This is a genomic window from Pseudomonas sp. MSSRFD41 (assembly GCF_014230245.1).
In the GTDB taxonomy this organism is placed as follows: Bacteria; Pseudomonadota; Gammaproteobacteria; order Pseudomonadales; family Pseudomonadaceae; genus Aquipseudomonas; species Aquipseudomonas piscis.
Map to the genome: position 1 here is coordinate 1 of NZ_JACKZK010000002.1, position 16,494 is coordinate 16,494.

Consider the following 16,494-nt stretch of genomic DNA (forward strand, 5'->3'; position numbering starts at 1 on the left):
CATGGCCAGGGCCCGGGCGATCGCCACCCGCTGCTGCTGGCCGCCGGACAGGCGCCTGGGGTAGGCGTCTTCCTTGCCCGCCAGGCCGACCTTGGCCAGGAGCTTGCGGCCCAGGGCCAGGGCTTGCTCGCGCGGGGTCTTCTTCACCACCAGCGGGCCCTCGACGACGTTCTCCAGGGCGGTGCGGTGGGGGAACAGGTTGAAGTTCTGGAACACGAAGCCCACTTGCTGGCGCAGTTGGCGGATCCGCCCTTGCTGCTGGCTCAGCGGGACATGGCTGTCGATGGCGATGTCGCCGATGCGGACCCGGCCGCTGGTGGGTTCCTCGAGGAAATTCAGGCAACGCAGAAAGGTGGTCTTGCCCGAGCCACTGGGGCCGATGATGGCCACCACTTCGCCTTCCTTGACCTCCAGGTCGATGCCATTGAGCACCGTCTGGCCCTTGAACTGCTTGGTCAGTTTTTCCACCACGATCATGGCTTCAAGACTCCTGGTCGTGCCGATTGACCCGCTCTTCCAGACGGTGCTGCAGGTGCGCGAGCACGCTGGCCAGGACCCAATAGATCAGAGCGGCGGCAAGATACATGGTGAAGATTTCGAAGGTCCGGGCGGTGATCAGCTGCGCCTGGCGGAACAGTTCCGGGACCTGGATGGTGGCGGCCAGGGCGGTGTCCTTGACCAGCGAGATGAAGCTGTTGCCCAGAGGCGGCAGGGCGGTGCGCATGGCTTGCGGCAGGATCGCCCGGCGCAGGGTCTGGGCCCGGGTCATGCCGATGCTGGCGGCGGCTTCCCACTGGCCACGCTCGATGGAGCCGATGGCGGCCCTGAGGATTTCACAGGCGTAGGCCGCCATGTTCAGGGAGAAGCCGATCAGCGCCGCCGGCAACGGGTCCAGCTCCAGCCCCAGTTGCGGCAGGCCGTAGTAGATCACGAAGAGCTGCACCAAGAGCGGCGTGCCGCGAAAGAACGACACGTAGACCCGGGCGATCCAGCTCACCAGCGCGAAGCGCGACAAGCGCATCAAGGCCAGGCCGAAGCCCAGCAGCAGTCCGAAGAACATGCCGCCCAGGCTCAGGATCACCGTGTAGTACGCACCCTTGAGCAGGAAGGGCGCCGAGTCCAGCGCCAGTTGCAGGCCTGCTTCCATTATTGGGTGACGTCAGCGTTGAAGTATTTTTCCGAGAGTTTCTTCAGCGTGCCGTCGGCCCGCAGTTCCTCGATCGCCTTGTTCACCGCGGCCAGCAGTTCCGGTTCGCCCTTGCGCAGGGCCACGCCGGATTCCTGGCGGGAGAAGGGGTCGCCGGAGACCACCAGGGTGTCCTTGGTTTTCTTGATCAGCTCGAAGGCCGCCAGGCGGTCCACCAGGATGGCTTCGATACGGCCCACACGCAGGTCCTGGTACTTGGTCGGATCGTCGTCGTAGGTCTTGATGATGGCGTTGGGCACGTTGTCCTTCAGCCATTGCTCGTAGTTGGTGCCCAGGCCTACCCCGACCTTGTGCCCGGCCAGGTCGGCGGCGGTCTTGAACTTGCCCTCGTCCTTCTTCTGGGTCAGGGCCTGGATGCCGGAGATGGTGTAGGGGGTGGAGAAGTCGTACTTCTTCTTGCGCTCCTCGGAAATGGTCACCTGGTTGACCACGGCGTCCAGGCGCTTGGATTCCAGGGCCGCGAGGATGCCGTCCCACTTGGTCGGCTGTAGCTTGACCTTGACCCCGAGCTTGTTGGCCAGGGCTTCGGAGAACTCCACTTCGAAGCCGGTCAGCTTGCCGTTTTCGTCGACGTAGCTGAACGGTGGGTAGGTGCCTTCCAGGCCGACGTTGATCACCCCCGCGTCCTTGATCTTCTGCAGTTGCTCGCCGGCAACCGCTTGCCCCATCAGTCCGGCACCGAGGGCCAGGCCCAGTGTGCCAATCAGCAGATTGCGACGCAGTACGGAAAGATTCATGACAAGCCTCTGTGGTTTCTTATGCACGATGCGAGTGGGAAATGCAGGTCGATCGATGAGCCGGGACGCAGGTTTCATCCTGCACTAAATGCAGCGTATGCGTCTCCCGGCAAATTCGCCTGCGCCGCGACTATAAGTGCTCTTTTATAGATATAAAAATAATATAAATTCACATTTATATTCGTTTTAGGAATATTTAATCCGCCTTTCGCAGTCGCTGCCGCCGGCTGCGCACGAGCACAAGGTGCTCGCCTTTGCCGATGTATTTCCTTGCTCTGACTTCAGCTGAAGGCCCCGGCATAAGCGAACAGCGCCGGGGCTCCGCCGGTGTGCAGGAACAGGATCGGACCCTCGTCGAATCGCTGGCGGCCGATGCCGTCCAGCAGCCCGGCCATGGCCTTGCCGGTATAGACCGGGTCCAGCAGCAAGCCCTCCTGGCTGGCCAGGAGCTTGATCGCGGCCAGGGTGCCGGCATTGGGCTCGCCGTAACGCGGGGCGAAATATTCGTCCCACAGTTGCACGTTGAAGCTCGGCGGCAACGACACGCCCAGCAGTTCGGCGGTGCGCTCGGCCAAACCCTGGACCTTGGGCCGCTGGTCTTCCTCGGTGCGCGAGACGGTAACGCCGATCACCGGCAGTTGCGGCAAGGCTTCGCTCAGGCCCAGGGCCAGGCCGCTGTGGGTGCCGGCGCTGCCAGAGGCCAGGACCACGGCGGCAAAGCGCAGGCCGCTGTCCTCGATCTGTTGCGCCAGCTCCAGGCCGGCGCGCACGTAGCCCAGGGCACCGAGGGCGTTGGAGCCGCCGATGGGCACCAGGTAGGGCTTCTTGCCGTTGCTGCGCAGGCGCTCTGCCAGGGCCTGGAGCTGCTCGTCGGCCTGGTCGAGGTTGTCCACCCGCTCGACCTTGGCATCGAACAGTTCCAGCAGCAGGCGGTTGCCGTTGCCCAGGTAGTTGGCATCGTCGGTGCCGATGGGGTTCTCCAGCAGGGCGACGCAACCCAGGCCCAGTTGGGCGGCCAGGGCCGCGGTCTGGCGTACGTGGTTGGACTGGATGGCCCCGGCGGTGACCAGGGTGTCGGCACCCTGGGCCAGGGCATCGGCCGCCAGGTATTCGAGCTTGCGCAGCTTGTTGCCGCCCATGGCCAGGGGCGTGGTGTCGTCGCGCTTGATGTAGATGTCGCGGCCGGTCCAGGCCGACAGGCGTTGGAGCTTTTCCAGGGCGGTGGCGTGGCCGAGCAGGTCGAGGCGGTCGAAACGGGCGAGCTGTTGTTTGATCATGAGTCCGCACGGAACAGGGAAGGTGCATCGACTATAGGCAGCGATATTTGGCCGGGCAACCGCCGATCGCTTATGCCAAAAAATGCTTATGTGCGCACAATTAGTTCTTAAGGGTGGTCGTGTCCGGGCGTAAAGTGATCGCCGTTTGCGCGGCCTGACAGTCCGGCCGCCCGAGTCTAGGAGTCTTATCGTGAGCGAGCGTTCCAGCCATTGGCAATTGCAGACCATCGTCGGTCAACTGCGCGATGCCCGTGATCAGTGGCGTAGCCGCAACGGTCGGGTCAGCGGCGAGCAGGGGGGCCGCGAGCTGCCGTCGCGGGCGGCCATGGCGGAGATCCTCGAGGCCCTGTGCGGCGCCCTGTTCCCCATGCGCCTGGGGCCGGTGGACCTGCGCGAGGAGAGCGAGGATTTCTACGTCGGCCATACCCTGGACGCGGCGCTCAACGCCTTGCTGGCCCAGGCGCGCCTGGAGCTGCGCTACGTGGCCCGGCAGAACGGTGAAAGCGATGCCGACGTCAATGCCCGGGCGATTCGCCTGATCCAGGATTTCGCCCTGGCCCTGCCCGGCCTGCGCGTATTGCTCGATACCGACGTGCTGGCCGCTTACCACGGTGATCCGGCGGCCCGCAGCGTCGACGAAGTGCTGCTGTGCTACCCGGGCATCCTGGCGGTGATCCATCACCGGCTGGCGCACCATCTGTATGGGGCCGGGCTGCCATTGCTGGCGCGGATCAGCTCGGAAATCGCCCACTCGGCCACTGGCATCGACATCCACCCTGGGGCGCAGATCGGCAAGAGCTTCTTCATCGACCACGGTACCGGCGTGGTGATCGGCGAGACCGCGATCATCGGCGAGCGGGTGCGCATCTACCAGGCGGTGACCCTGGGGGCCAAGCGCTTCCCGGCGGACGAGGACGGCCAGTTGCAGAAGGGCCATCCGCGCCACCCGATCGTCGAGGACGATGTGGTGATCTATGCCGGTGCGACCATCCTCGGGCGCATCACCATCGGCAAGGGCTCGACCATCGGCGGCAACGTCTGGCTGACCCGCAGCGTGCCGGCGGGCTGCAACCTGACCCAGGCCAACCTGCAGCACGACGACGGTTCGCAGAAGTAACCTGTGGCCGCTGGCGGGCCTGCGCGGCCCGCTGGCCCTGCCACCGCCAATTTGCGGGCGCTTGCCCGTGCGCAGCCGGTGGCGACACGAAGCGGCTGCGCATGCCCGGTAGCGCCTTCCGGGGCCGGCCGGGCTTTCTCGCCTCCGATGCGGCCGCAGCGCTGAACGATTGCGCCCGGCATACGTCATACCCTTCCTTGAGCTAGCGTACTGACAGTACCGCTGAGCCCTGCAATTGGTCCTGAACCCCTTATCCATGTTTAACTTGAACGCTCGTTCAAGTTAAACCGGTGGTTCGCTGCCCGCTCACAACAGGAGGCTTGCCTTTGCTGAGTCCGTACCTTTCAGCCATGTTTCACCCCCTCGAGGTGCACCATTCATGAGTGCATCATCCACCCCCGCGAACAGCCTGGTTCGCATGAATCCCCCGGTGTTCTACTTCGCCGCCAGCTTCATCCTGATCTTCGGCGTAGTGGTGATCGGCCTGCCGGAACAGGCCGGTGCCTGGCTGCTGGCCGCGCAGAACTGGGCGGCCAATACGGTCGGCTGGTACTACATGCTGGCCATGACCCTGTACCTGGTCTTCGTGGTGGTCACCGCCTTGTCCGGCTACGGCAAGATCAAGCTCGGTGCCGACCACGACGAGCCCGAGTTCAGCTACCTGTCCTGGGCCGGCATGCTGTTCGCCGCCGGGATCAGCATCACCCTGTTCTTCTTCTGCGTTTCCGAACCCCTGACCCACATGCTCCAGCCGCCCAAGGGCGAGGCGGGTACGGTGGAGGCGGCGCGCCAGGGCATGCAGTTACTGTTCCTGCACTGGGGCCTGCATGGCTGGGGCGTGTTCGCCTTCGTCGGCATGGCCCTGGCGTATTTCGCCTACCGGCATAACCTGCCGCTGGCCCTGCGTTCGGCGCTGTACCCGCTGATCGGCAAGCGCATCAATGGCCCCATCGGCTACGCGGTGGATGGCTTCGGCATCATCGCCACGGTGTTCGGCCTGGGCGCCGACATGGGGTTTGGCGTACTGCACCTGAACTCCGGCCTCGACTACCTGTTCGGCATCGCCCACACCCAGTGGATCCAGGTCTTGCTGATCACCCTGATGATGGGCGCGGCGATCACCGTGGCGGTATCCGGGGTCGACAAGGGCGTGCGGGTGATGTCCGACATCAACATGCTGCTGGCGGTGGCGCTGCTGCTGTTCGTGCTGTTCGCCGGCCCGACCCAGCATCTGCTCAATACCCTGATCCAGAACCTGGGTGACTACCTGGGCGCGCTGCCGGCCAAGAGCTTCGATGTCTATGCCTATGACAAGCCCAGCGACTGGCTGGGTGGCTGGACGGTGTTCTACTGGGCCTGGTGGATTGCCTGGTCGCCCTTCGTGGGGCTGTTCATCGCGCGGATTTCCCGGGGCCGGACCATTCGTGAGTTCGTCTTCGGCGTGCTGCTGATTCCCCTGGGCTTCACCCTGGCGTGGATGTCGATCTTCGGCAACAGCGCCATCGACCAGGTGCTCAACCACGGCATGAGCGCCCTGGGCATGTCGGCCATCGACAACCCGTCCATGACCCTCTACCTGCTGCTGGAAACCTACCCCTGGAGCAAGGCCGTGATCGCGGTCACGGTGTTCATCAGCTTCGTGTTCTTCGTCACCTCGGCGGACTCCGGCACCGTGGTGCTCTCCACCCTGTCGGCGCGGGGCGGCAGCGCGGACGAAGACGGCCCGAAATGGCTGCGGGTGTTCTGGGGCGCGATGACCGCCCTGGTCACCAGCGGGCTGCTGTTCGCCGGTAGCGTCGATTCGCTGAAGTCGGCGGTGGTCCTGACTTCGCTGCCGTTCTCGCTGATCCTGCTGTTGATGATGTGGGGCCTGCACAAGGCGTTCTACATGGAGTCGCAAAAGCGTATCGCCCAGCTGCACTCCCTGGCGCCGGTGGCGCCGTCACGTCGCGGTCGCGGCGGTTGGCGCCAGCGCTTGAGCCAGGCGGTGCATTTCCCGTCGCGGGACGAGGTGTATCGCTTCCTCGACCAGACCGTGCGCCCGGCCATCGAGGAAGTGACGGCGGTATTCGTCGAGAAGGGGCTGAACGTCATCACCCAGCCCGACCCGGCCAATGACAGCGTCAGCCTGGAGATAGGCCACGGCGACCAGCATCCGTTCGTCTACCAGGTGCAAATGCGCGGCTACTTCACGCCGTCCTTCGCCCGGGGCGGCATGGGCCCGAAAGAGCTGCGCAACCGCCGTTACTACCGTGCCGAGGTGCACCTGTCCGAGGGGAGCCAGGACTACGACCTGATGGGCTACAGCAAGGAGCAGATCATCAACGACATCCTCGACCAGTACGAACGCCACATGCAGTTCCTGCACCTGGTGCGCTGAATCAGAGCCTGCCGGCCGGGAGTTGCTGGGTCGCTCCCGGCCTGCGGCTCAGGCGCCGTTCATGGCCAGGTACAGCCCCAGGGCCGCCACCGGCAGGGCGAACACCAGGCAGCCGACCAGCAGTTCCGAGACCAGGGGCTGCTGGGCGCTGACCACTCCCACCGCACCGTTGAGCACGCTCAGCGCCAGCCACAACCCGCAAAAGACATAGCCCAGGGTCTGTTGGCTAAAGCCCAGCCGTTCACCGATATACAGCACCAGGGCCAGCAGGAGCAGGCCGAAGGCAATGACGATGGTGGTGTGCATGAGGGGCATCTCCTGGCGCCAGCCGACTGGCCGGAAAGAGTCCGGCGGCCCTGTTATCCAGCATAGGTCTCAAACCCGCCCGCCGTTGGCGCGCAGCACCTGGCCATTGACCCAGCCGACCGCGGGGCTGGCCAGGAAGGCGACGATGGCGGCGATGTCCTGTGGCTGGCCCGGGCACTTCCGGAGCTGCCTGTGGATCAAGTCAAAGCGATGACAGTGTGCGTGCGGATCTATGAGCGCAGCAGCTTCACCCTGGCCGCCGAGGACTTGAACCTGCCCTGACCCATGCCCTCGGCCGGTTCGAAGCCTGCCCCGGCACCGGGCGGTGAGCCATGCCTCCGTAGTGTCGGCGGGCCGTTGCCCTTGGCGTTCATGGTGGCCGGCGCGAAATGGCCCTCGATGGCGCGGGCTCGGTGTCCGGCGCCCCAGTCTGCGGTCCGCGGCCCTGGCCGGGCTGGGCATCATGCAATGCGCGCGCTACCCCGTGGCCGATTCCCTGGCTCGGGGAATGTGCAAGATCTGGCCGATCCTCCACGACCGCCAGCTTGTCGCCACGGGTGCGGGTGTTCGTCGACTGGCTGGCCCAAGCCCTCGCCGAAGCCGGCTGACCCATACCCCCGCGCTTAAGAGGCGCCTGGAGCGACCCTTCCATAGCCTGGCCACTGGCTGTTTTTTTCCTGTCGACGGTGGCTGCCACGGCCCGGGCAGGAGTGGTTTTTGCCGTCTATAAACAATGGATGCGAGCTGCCAGGCGCGTGGCTTTCGACGCATTTTTCGCCACCCGCGACTAAGGACCAGCTACCGCTACCCCGTACTTCCCCTTGACTGCCCTTGCATGCGGTTTTTGCCCCCCGGGACCTGGTGGGCCACTTTTGAGCACTGGCCAGGGGTGAAAAAGGCAAATTGCCATTAGCCCCTGATCACGATTTCGTATTGTGCTACATGGTACGTAATTTCTTTTTTCATGCGCCGGGCGAGATTCATCGGTCAAGCGATTCCGAGGGTTTGCAAATTGGCTTGCGTAGTACGAGATCGGCCGGTTCGGATGGGTCTTTCCGTTCGCTCATTCAGGTTTTTTTGGGATTTAGTCCAATAAATACTGGGTATGTCGGTGTTTGCGACGCATGGACCTGATGCGCCCTGACACCGGTACTTTGCTGATCGATTTTTGTTCGACAGGTGGTTTTCTAGCGGATTTTCAGTACGAAATTCGGTACGAAAATAGTATGAGAGCTTGCGGCCAAGGTCGCAGCTGGTTTGCGGAACTGCCACGGCCCGGGTGGTTCACAACAAAAGGAGGAGGCTGGCCGTTGCGCCAGCCGCCATGCCGGAACCGGCCATCGAAAGGTGGCCCCAGTCCAGATGAGGATTCGATGACTTATTCAGCTGCTGAACATCGCTACGACGCCATGCCCTATCGCCGTGTCGGCCGCAGTGGCCTGGTGCTGCCGGCCCTGTCCCTGGGGTTGTGGCACAACTTCGGCGACAGCACGCCGATCGATACCCAGCGCGCCTTGCTGCGCACGGCCTTCGACCTGGGCATCAACCATTTCGACCTGGCCAACAACTACGGCCCGCCCTATGGCAGTGCCGAGATCAACTTCGGCCGTCTGCTGCGCGAGGATTTCCAGTCCTATCGCGACGAGTTGATCATTTCCAGCAAGGCCGGTTGGGACATGTGGCCCGGGCCCTATGGCCAGGGCGGTGGCTCGCGCAAGTACGTGCTGGCCAGCCTGGACCAGAGCCTGCGGCGCATGGGCCTGGAGTATGTGGATATCTTCTATTCCCACCGCTTCGACCCGGACACGCCCCTGGAGGAAACCGCCAGCGCCCTGGCCAGCGCGGTGCAACAGGGCAAGGCGCTGTACATCGGTATTTCTTCCTACTCTGGAGCCAAGACCCGGGAGATGGTCGCCTTGCTCAAGGAGTGGAAGGTGCCGCTGCTGATCCACCAACCGGCCTACAACATGCTCAATCGCTGGGTGGAAAGGGACCTGCTGGAGACCACCGAGGAGCTCGGCGTGGGCGTGATCGCCTTCACCCCGCTGGCCCAGGGGTTGCTCACCGACAAGTACCTGGACGGTATTCCGGAGGATGCGCGGGTCAACCGCCCAGGCGGCGGATCATTGCAGGCCTCTCACTTGTCCGAGACCAACATCGCCCATGTGCGGGCCCTCAACGATATCGCCAGGAACCGTGGGCAGAGCCTGGCCCAATTGGCCCTGGCCTGGACCCTGCGGGATCCGCGGGTGACCTCGGCGCTGATCGGCGCCAGCCGGCCCGAGCAGATCATCGAGAACGTCGGGGCCTTGCAGAACCTGGGCTTCAGCGTGGAGGAGCTGGCGGAAATCGATCATTTCGCCCGGGAAGGGCGGATCAACCTGTGGGAAAAACCTTCCACCGCCGAGTAGTGTGTGCCGCCGCCAGGGCCATGGTCCTGGCGCCTGCCGGTCGCCTGGAGCATGGCGACCGGAAGTGGGCGTGAGCTTCACTGGCTGTTGGCGCTGACCTTGAGCTCGGAGTGGGTACCGCCTGCGTTGCGCTGCCGGGGTTGGTCCAGGTCGACCTTGGCGATCACCGACAGGCCCGGACGCAGTCGTTCCAGGCCTGGCTGGTCGGCATCGAAGCGGATGCGCACTGGCACCCGCTGGACGATCTTGGTGAAGTTGCCGGTGCCCGGCTCGAAGGGCAGCAGGGCGAAGGTCGAGCCCGAGCCCGGGGCCAGGCTTTCCACGGTGCCGGTCATGCTGACTCCCGGCAGGGCATCGATCTTGATGCGCGTTGGCTGGCCCGCAAGCATGTGCTGGGTCTGGGTTTCCTTGAAGTTGGCCAGGACGTAGAGCTCGTGCAGCGGGACCAGGGTCAGCAGGCGCGAGCCCGGTTGCACGTAGTCGCCCACCTGGACCTGGCGATTGCCCACGGTGCCGTCCATGGGGGCATAGATGGTGGCGTGGCTCTGGTCCTGCTGCGCCAGCTCCAGCCGGGCCTTGGCGGTCACCACCTTGGCCTTGGCCATCTGCAATTGCGCCTGCAGGCGCTCGCGTTGGGCCGAAGTCACGGCCTGGTCGTTCTCGGCCACTTGCAGCATGGCCTGGGCATGGGCGTGGTTCTGCTCGGCGGAGATTGCCTGGGTGCTGTATTTCTCCACTTCGTTGCGCGCCACGGCGCCGGTGGTGACCAGGGTGTCGAAGCGATTGCGTTCGGCTCCGGCACGCTTGGATTCGGCCTGGGTGGTGCGGATCGAGGTGCGGGCCGCCAGCACCCGGGTATTGGCCAGGCGCTGCTCGGCGTCCTGGATGGTCAGTGCCGCCTGGGCCAGGGCGACCTGGGCCAGGCTATCGGCCAGCTCGCCTTCGGCCAGGGTCACCCGGCTGTCGAACTCTTCGCTGTTGATGCGCACCAGGGGCTGGCCGGCGGTGACGCTCTGATGGTCCTTGACCAGCACCTCGGTCACCAGGCCGTGGACCCGTGGCGCGACCGAGGTGGCGTCGGCGGCGATATAGGCATCGTCCGTGGATTCGGTGGACGGTGCCATCAGCACCCAACCCACTCCAACCGCCACCAGGGTCAGGGCGACGGCGCCGGCGATCAGCGGCCGCCTGGAGCGCTTGCGCGGCTTCTCCGTGTCCTGGGCGGCTTGCAGGATAGCGTTCTGGGTCTGGGTGCTCTGCTCCATGTTGAAGCTCCATGCGGTTTTGAATTACGATCATAATATTCACATGACGACCGCAATACTACAGGGAAGCAACCACGTGACGACAAGCGCATCCGACCTCCCTGGCGCGGGCGAGCAGCCGGCTCAAGCGACCCTGCGACGCAAGTTCCTGGTCTTCACCATCATGGCCTTCGGCATGTTCATGGCCCTGATCGACATCCAGATCGTGGCCGCTTCGCTCAACGATGTGCAGGCCGGCCTGAGCGCCGGTCCCGATGAGGTGAGCTGGGTGCAGACTGCCTACCTGATCGCCGAACTGATCATGATCCCCTTCTCGGCCTTCCTCGCCCAGGCGATTTCCACTCGCTGGCTGTTCGCGACCAGCGCGGCGCTCTTCACCTTGTTCAGCGTCGGTTGCGGCATGGCCTGGAACATCGAGTCGATGATCGTGTTGCGGGCGCTGCAGGGCTTCACTGGCGGGGCCATGGTGCCGACGGTGTTCGCTGTCGGCTTCGTGTTGTTCGAAGGCAAGCAGCGGGCGATGGTCCCGGCCATCCTCGGCATGACCGCGGTCCTGGCGCCGACCCTCGGCCCCACCGTGGGCGGGCTGGTGACCTTCTACCTGGACTGGCGCTGGATCTTCTTCATCAACGTGCTGCCGGGCCTGGTGATCTGCATCGGCGCGGCGTTGCTGATCGATGTCGACCGCCCCGACCTGCCCATGCTGCGGCGCATCGACTGGTTGCATTTCGCGGCCATGGCCCTGGCCCTGGGCTGCCTGGAGTACGTGCTGGAAGAGGGACCGCGCAAGGACTGGTTCAGCGATACCGGTATCGTCATCTCGGCCTGGGTGTCCCTGGTGTCCTTCGGGTTGTTCATCGAGCGTTCCTTGTATTCGAACAACCCTATCGTGTCGTTGCGGCCGTTTCGCGATCGCACCTTTTCCATCGCCTGCCTGCTCAACCTGGTGATCGGCTTCGGCCTGTACTCCTCGACCTACCTGGTGCCGGTGTTCCTGGGGCGGGTGCGCGGCTTCGACAGCCTGGAGATCGGCACCACGGTGTTCGTCGTGGGCATCGGGCAACTGTTCAGCACCATCATTGCCGCCCGGGCCTCGGAGAAGGTCGACCGGCGCCTGATCATCTCGGTGGGGTTCCTGGGCCTGGCCCTGAGCCTGTGGTTGACCTCGCGGATCACTTCCAACTGGGGGTTCGACGAATTGCTGGTGCCCCAGGTGGCGCGCGGCCTGTTCTTGATGCTGTGCATCGTGCCCAGCGTCAACATGGCCCTGAGTTCGTTCCAGGGAGTGGAGCTGCGCCAGGCATCCGGCCTGTTCAACCTGATGCGCAACCTGGGTGGGGCCATCGGTATCGCCACGGTCAACACCTGGCTGCAGGACGATGCGCGGACCCAGGTCTTGCACCTGTCGGAGTCCCTTGGCGCCAAGGCGGTGGCGGCCCAAGAGCTGATGGGCCAGCTGGCGCTGAAGATCGCCGCCGACACCCCGGACCCTAGTCATGCGTTCCTCATGGCCCAGGGCATCCTCGGCCGGCTGGTGGGACGCGAAGCCCTGACCCTGGCCTTTGGCGATGTGTTCCGCCTGATGGCCATGATGTTCGTGGTGGCGCTGTTGCTGGTGCCGCTGTGCAAGGTGCCCCCGGCCGCCCCCGCAGCCGAGGAAGAGCGCTGAGCAGGCCTACATGATGGGCGGGCCGGACCTGGCCTTGCGCAGTTGGCTGGGAGTGCAGCCCATGTTTTTCCACATCAGCCGGCGCAGTGCCGTGGAGTCGGCATAACCCACTTTGAAGGCAACTTCTTCAATACTCATATTGGTTGTTTCCAATAAACTCTGAACATGCTGCAGGCGAACTTTCTGGATGAAAGCCATGGGCGGTTTACCTGTGGCGCTGCGAATCCTGCGGGACAAGGTTTTCTCGGTGATTCGCAGATGTTCGGCGATAGTGCTCAGCGGGGGAATGTTCGGCAGGCAATCCTCGATGAACTTTTCCAGCATCAGGACTTCGCGGTTCTCTGTCTGCAAATTTGATAGGGCCATGTAGTGATATTGTGCTGGGCGCCCATCTATCAACAAGTAGCGCATGGTTAATTCAGCAACTTGATTGCCCATCTTATTGCGCAATATATATAGCATCAAGTCCATTTGCGACATGCCGGCTCCGGCGGTAATCATATTTCCGTCATGAATAAGCATGCGTTTGGTATCGAGTATCGCCTCGGGATAACGCTGTTTGAAAGTGTCATACAGTTGCCAGTGGGTCGTGACGGTCCGGTCCTGCAGGATGCCCGCTTCGCCGAGGACGAAAACCGCCGAGCAGGAGGCCGCTGTCTGCTGCCCGCGCAGGTGATGTTCCCGGACCAGCTGGCTCAGCTTGCGGATGTCGCCATGGTCGAGCCGGGCGAGGAGCTCCGTGGACAGGCTCAGGCCTGGCTGGCGTTTTTCGGTGCGGCAACCGAACAGATTCAGCTCCTGGGTGTTCTCCAGGCCCAGCCCGGGAATGACCAGCATGCTGCCCTCGATGGCCTGGACTCGCTCCAGCGGCTGCGCATCCAGGCGCATGCCGTTCCTCATTCTTACCGACTCGCTGCTGCCGATGATTTGCCAGGTCATGGTGGGGCGCCCCATGACTTCGGCGACCTGGTTGGCGGTGCGCAACACGTCCAGCGTGATCGCGACACTCGACCCCATAGCTCCTTCCAATGCGATAAGAGTGAGCACATCCATGTCCATTTTCTCCCTGTAACTGTCCATTTGCGCATTAGCAAAATATACAAGCCGGTGGCAGACTTCACAACGCATCCAGGTTTCACTTTCTCCGCCCACGTTAGTTGTCGCGGGACATAAAAATATGCAGTCACCAAGTGATTGCGTTGTTCTGTCAGCAAAATGACATCTTAACTACTGCCTCTGTAATAGCTCCCTATCGATGAGGGGGTGTTTGTTCGGTTCCTTAGTGCTGAAAATAATAAGTGACCATCAGGTCGATATAAGGCTCTCCATTTAAAAAGGATTTTGAATGAACTACGCCGTGCCTCGTGACTATCTAAGCGATGTCAACCAGACCTTCTCAGCACAACTAGTAGAAGCCAATGATCAATCGCTGGCTGAAAACCTGGGTATCGAATGTTTAAGTTCGGTTACCCAAGTGCTGGCCTACCGCGCCTGGCGCCAACCCGAGGCGATAGCCTTCATCCACCTGCTCGACGGCGAGCAGGAGCAGGTCGCCATCAGCTACGCGGAACTCTGGAAGCGTAGCCAACAACTGGCGGGCGCGCTGCAGATCTTCGAGCCCCGGGGCAAGCGGGTGCTGATGCTGTTCGAGACCGGCATCGACTACATCGTTTCCCTGTTCGGCCTGTTCCTGGCCGGCGCCGTAGCGATCCCGGCGTTCCCGCCCGTGGGTACCCGGGGGCTGGAGCGGTTGGCGCTGATCTGTGCCGACGCGCACCCGCAGATCGTGCTTACCAGCGCGCGTTTCATGCGTTCCCAGGAGCGCGTCAACGCCCTGCTCAGCGGCGAGCTGCCGGCGCCGCAATGGGTTGACCCGGAGCAACTGGCTGCCACGGATTCGGCCTGGAGCGCCGGGGACCTCCCTCCCGGCCAGTTGGCGCTGCTGCAGTACACCTCGGGTTCGACCTCGGCGCCCAAGGGCGTGATGCTGACCCACGCCAATCTCTACAGTAACTGCCGCAGCGCCAGTGAGTGGATGGGGCCGGCGCAACAGCGGGTGGGTTGCAGCTGGCTCCCGCCCTACCACGACATGGGCTTGATGGGCGGGATCCTGCAGCCGATCTACGACGCTTTCCCGACCGTGCTCATCAGCCCCGGGCATTTCGTCCAGCGGCCGTTGCGCTGGCTGGATGCGGTGTCGCGCTTCGGCGCCAGCGTGACCATCGCGCCGAACTTCGCCTTCGATTTGTGCGTGGACAGCATCAGCGATGCCGAGCTGGCCGCGCTCGACCTGAGCAAGCTCAAGGCCATCTACTGCGGGGCCGAACCGGTCCGACAAGGCACCCTGGCGCGTTTCGCCGAGCGTTTCGCCGCCGCCGGCTTCGATCCGGCGGCGCTGGGGCCTTGCTATGGCTTGGCCGAATCGACGGTACTGGTCTCGGGCAAGCCCCATGACGAACCGGCGTTCGGCGTCCAGGTCGACCGGGACCAGCTGGCCACCGGCACCCTGGCGGTGGTCGAGGCCGACCATGCCCTGGCCTTGCCACTGGTCAGCAGTGGCCGGGTGGCGCCGGGCCTGCATCTGGCGATCGTCGACCCGGTCAGCCTGCTGCCCGTGGCGGACGGCCAGGTCGGCGAGATCTGGGTCCAGGGCGGCAACGTCGGGGCCGGCTACTGGGGCAAGGAAGTGCTGAGCGAGCAGGTGTTCCGCGCTCGCCTGCCAGGCGTCGAGGGGCATTTCATGCGCACCGGCGACCTGGGTGCGCTGCACCTGGGCGAGCTGTTCGTCACCGGGCGCCTCAAGGATCTGATCATCATCGCCGGGCGCAATCTTTATCCACAGGACCTGGAGCTGGCGGTGGAGAGCGCCGACCCGCGCATTCGCAGCAATGGCTGCGTGGCGGTGGGCCTGGACAACGGCCAGCAAGAGCAGTTGGCGATCGTGGCCGAGATCAAGCGCAGCGAGAAGCTTGACGAAGCCCAGCAGGAACAACTGCGCCAGGTGCTCACCAGCGCCCTGGTCAGCCAGTTCGGCGTGGCTCCGGCGTGCATTCACCTGGCGCCCATGGGCGGCATTCCGCTGACCACCAGCGGCAAGGTCCAGCGCCAGGCCACCCGCAAGGCCCTGCTCGACGGCAGCCTGGCGCGATACGGCGCCGGGCGCGGGGCGGCACAACCTCTCAAAACTGCTACGGATGCCCTGTCATGACCGCGATGAATCCTCCTATCGATCGTACCGGCCAGCGCGAGCGCCAGCTGGCCTGGTTGACTGTCGGCGTGCCGGCGGTCGGCACCGTGGCCGCCCTGGTCCTGGCCTGGCACCAGGGCATCAGCTGGCTGGAAGTCGGCGCCCTGGCCAGCATGTACCTGCTGACTGCCCTGGGGGTGGAGGTGGGGATGCACCGCTTCTTCTCCCACCACGCGTTCAAGGCCGGCCCGGTGGTCACCGCGTTCTTCGGGATCGCCGGGTCGATGGCGGCCCAGGGGCCGATCCTGTTCTGGGCCGCGACCCATCGCCAGCACCATGCATTCACCGACAAGGAAGGCGACCCGCACTCACCGCGGGCTCTCAAGGAAGGCCTGGCCGGCAATCTCCAGGGGTGGTGGCATGCTCACCTGGGCTGGCTGTTCAGCCTGCGCAAGCAGAACTGGAGCCAGTTCGTCCCCGACCTGCTGCGCGATCGCCTGGTCATGCAGGTCAACCAGCGCTACTACCTGTGGATCATCCTCGGCCTGTTGCTACCGACCCTGGCCTGCGGGCTGATCGCCCGTAGCTGGGAAGGCGCCCTGAGCGGCCTGCTGTGGGGTGGCTTCGTACGGATCTTCCTGGTGGACCACGCCACTTGGTGCATCAACTCCTTCGCCCACAAGGTCGGCGGTCGCGATCACAAGACTCGGGATACCAGCCGCAACGTGTTCTGGCTGGCGATCCCCACCGTCGGGGGGGGCTGGCACAACAACCATCATGCCTTCCCGGCGCTGGCCCATGCCGGCCTCAAGCCCTGGCAGCTGGATATCGGTGGGCTGTTCATCGAGACGCTGGCGCTGTGCGGGCTGGTCTGGGACGTCAAGCGTCCCGGCCCGAGCACGGCGGCGGAACCCTCGGAAAGCTGATAGTCGGTACTC

Annotated in this window: 13 protein-coding genes and 2 pseudogenes; 7 read left to right on the top strand and 8 right to left on the bottom strand. The window is 64.1% G+C overall.

Going from position 1 to position 16,494, the window contains the following annotated elements:
- The 4 genes from H7A76_RS03685 to H7A76_RS03700 form a co-directional block, all read right to left on the bottom strand.
- Positions 1-477: ATP-binding cassette domain-containing protein (locus tag H7A76_RS03685; protein WP_185697259.1), on the bottom strand; the 477-nt coding region annotated here is incomplete at its 3' end.
- 4 nt (positions 478-481) lie between these two features.
- Positions 482-1,147 (bottom strand): cystine ABC transporter permease, encoded by a 666-nt coding sequence (gene tcyL / locus H7A76_RS03690; RefSeq protein ID WP_185697260.1) that lies wholly within the window; start codon positions 1,145-1,147, stop codon positions 482-484.
- Positions 1,147-1,944 carry a cystine ABC transporter substrate-binding protein gene (gene tcyJ, locus H7A76_RS03695; RefSeq protein ID WP_068580138.1) on the bottom strand — a complete coding sequence of 266 codons (798 nt, stop codon included), beginning with the start codon at positions 1,942-1,944 and terminating at the stop codon, positions 1,147-1,149. Before tcyJ ends, tcyL begins: the two co-directional genes overlap by 1 nt.
- A 281-nt stretch (positions 1,945-2,225) precedes the next feature.
- A complete protein-coding gene (locus H7A76_RS03700; protein WP_185697261.1) occupies positions 2,226-3,221 on the bottom strand; it encodes a D-cysteine desulfhydrase in 996 nt (331 codons plus the stop codon).
- A 190-nt stretch (positions 3,222-3,411) separates the two neighbouring features.
- Between H7A76_RS03700 and epsC the strand changes: the two genes are divergently transcribed.
- Both epsC and betT read left to right on the top strand, forming a co-directional pair.
- Entirely contained in the window at positions 3,412-4,338 is a 927-nt protein-coding gene (gene epsC / locus H7A76_RS03705; protein ID WP_185697262.1) for a serine O-acetyltransferase EpsC, read from the top strand.
- Between the two features lie 418 nt (positions 4,339-4,756).
- Positions 4,757-6,718 (top strand): choline transporter BetT, encoded by a 1,962-nt coding sequence (gene betT, locus H7A76_RS03710; RefSeq protein ID WP_185697787.1) that lies wholly within the window; start codon positions 4,757-4,759, stop codon positions 6,716-6,718.
- 48 nt (positions 6,719-6,766) lie between these two features.
- On the opposite strand, the gene H7A76_RS03715 is transcribed toward betT, so the two are convergent.
- Positions 6,767-7,024, bottom strand: a complete 258-nt coding sequence (locus tag H7A76_RS03715) for a hypothetical protein (protein ID WP_185697263.1) — start codon at positions 7,022-7,024, stop codon at positions 6,767-6,769.
- 69 nt (positions 7,025-7,093) lie between these two features.
- Positions 7,094-7,195: pseudogene (locus H7A76_RS32265) on the bottom strand (3-ketoacyl-ACP reductase); the annotation flags it as partial.
- Positions 7,196-7,216: 21 nt separating this feature from the next.
- Between H7A76_RS32265 and H7A76_RS03725 the strand changes: the two are divergent.
- Positions 7,217-7,344 (top strand): annotated as a pseudogene (locus H7A76_RS03725) (LysR family transcriptional regulator); the annotation flags it as partial.
- 1,053 nt (positions 7,345-8,397) lie between these two features.
- The gene (mgrA, locus tag H7A76_RS03730; protein ID WP_185697264.1) at positions 8,398-9,435 is read left to right on the top strand and encodes an L-glyceraldehyde 3-phosphate reductase; all 1,038 of its coding nucleotides are present in this window, start codon (positions 8,398-8,400) and stop codon (positions 9,433-9,435) included.
- Between the two features lie 77 nt (positions 9,436-9,512).
- Here the strand turns inward: mgrA and H7A76_RS03735 are convergent, their stop codons facing one another.
- Entirely contained in the window at positions 9,513-10,700 is a 1,188-nt protein-coding gene (locus H7A76_RS03735) for an HlyD family secretion protein (protein WP_185697265.1), read from the bottom strand.
- Between the two features lie 76 nt (positions 10,701-10,776).
- Between H7A76_RS03735 and H7A76_RS03740 the strand changes: the two genes are divergently transcribed.
- On the top strand, positions 10,777-12,369 hold the full coding sequence (locus H7A76_RS03740) for a DHA2 family efflux MFS transporter permease subunit (protein ID WP_185697266.1): 1,593 nt from the start codon (positions 10,777-10,779) through the stop codon (positions 12,367-12,369).
- 6 nt (positions 12,370-12,375) lie between these two features.
- Here H7A76_RS03740 and H7A76_RS03745 read toward each other — a convergent pair whose 3' ends face one another.
- The gene (locus H7A76_RS03745) at positions 12,376-13,422 is read right to left on the bottom strand and encodes a GlxA family transcriptional regulator (RefSeq protein ID WP_260497903.1); all 1,047 of its coding nucleotides are present in this window, start codon (positions 13,420-13,422) and stop codon (positions 12,376-12,378) included.
- Positions 13,423-13,714: 292 nt separating this feature from the next.
- On the opposite strand from H7A76_RS03745, the gene H7A76_RS03750 reads away from it, so the two are divergent.
- The gene (locus tag H7A76_RS03750) at positions 13,715-15,577 is read left to right on the top strand and encodes a fatty acyl-AMP ligase (protein ID WP_185697267.1); all 1,863 of its coding nucleotides are present in this window, start codon (positions 13,715-13,717) and stop codon (positions 15,575-15,577) included.
- Positions 15,574-16,482, top strand: coding sequence for an acyl-CoA desaturase (locus H7A76_RS03755; RefSeq protein ID WP_185697268.1), 909 nt, complete (start codon positions 15,574-15,576; stop codon positions 16,480-16,482). Before H7A76_RS03750 ends, H7A76_RS03755 begins: the two co-directional genes overlap by 4 nt.
- Positions 16,483-16,494 lie beyond the last annotated feature (12 nt).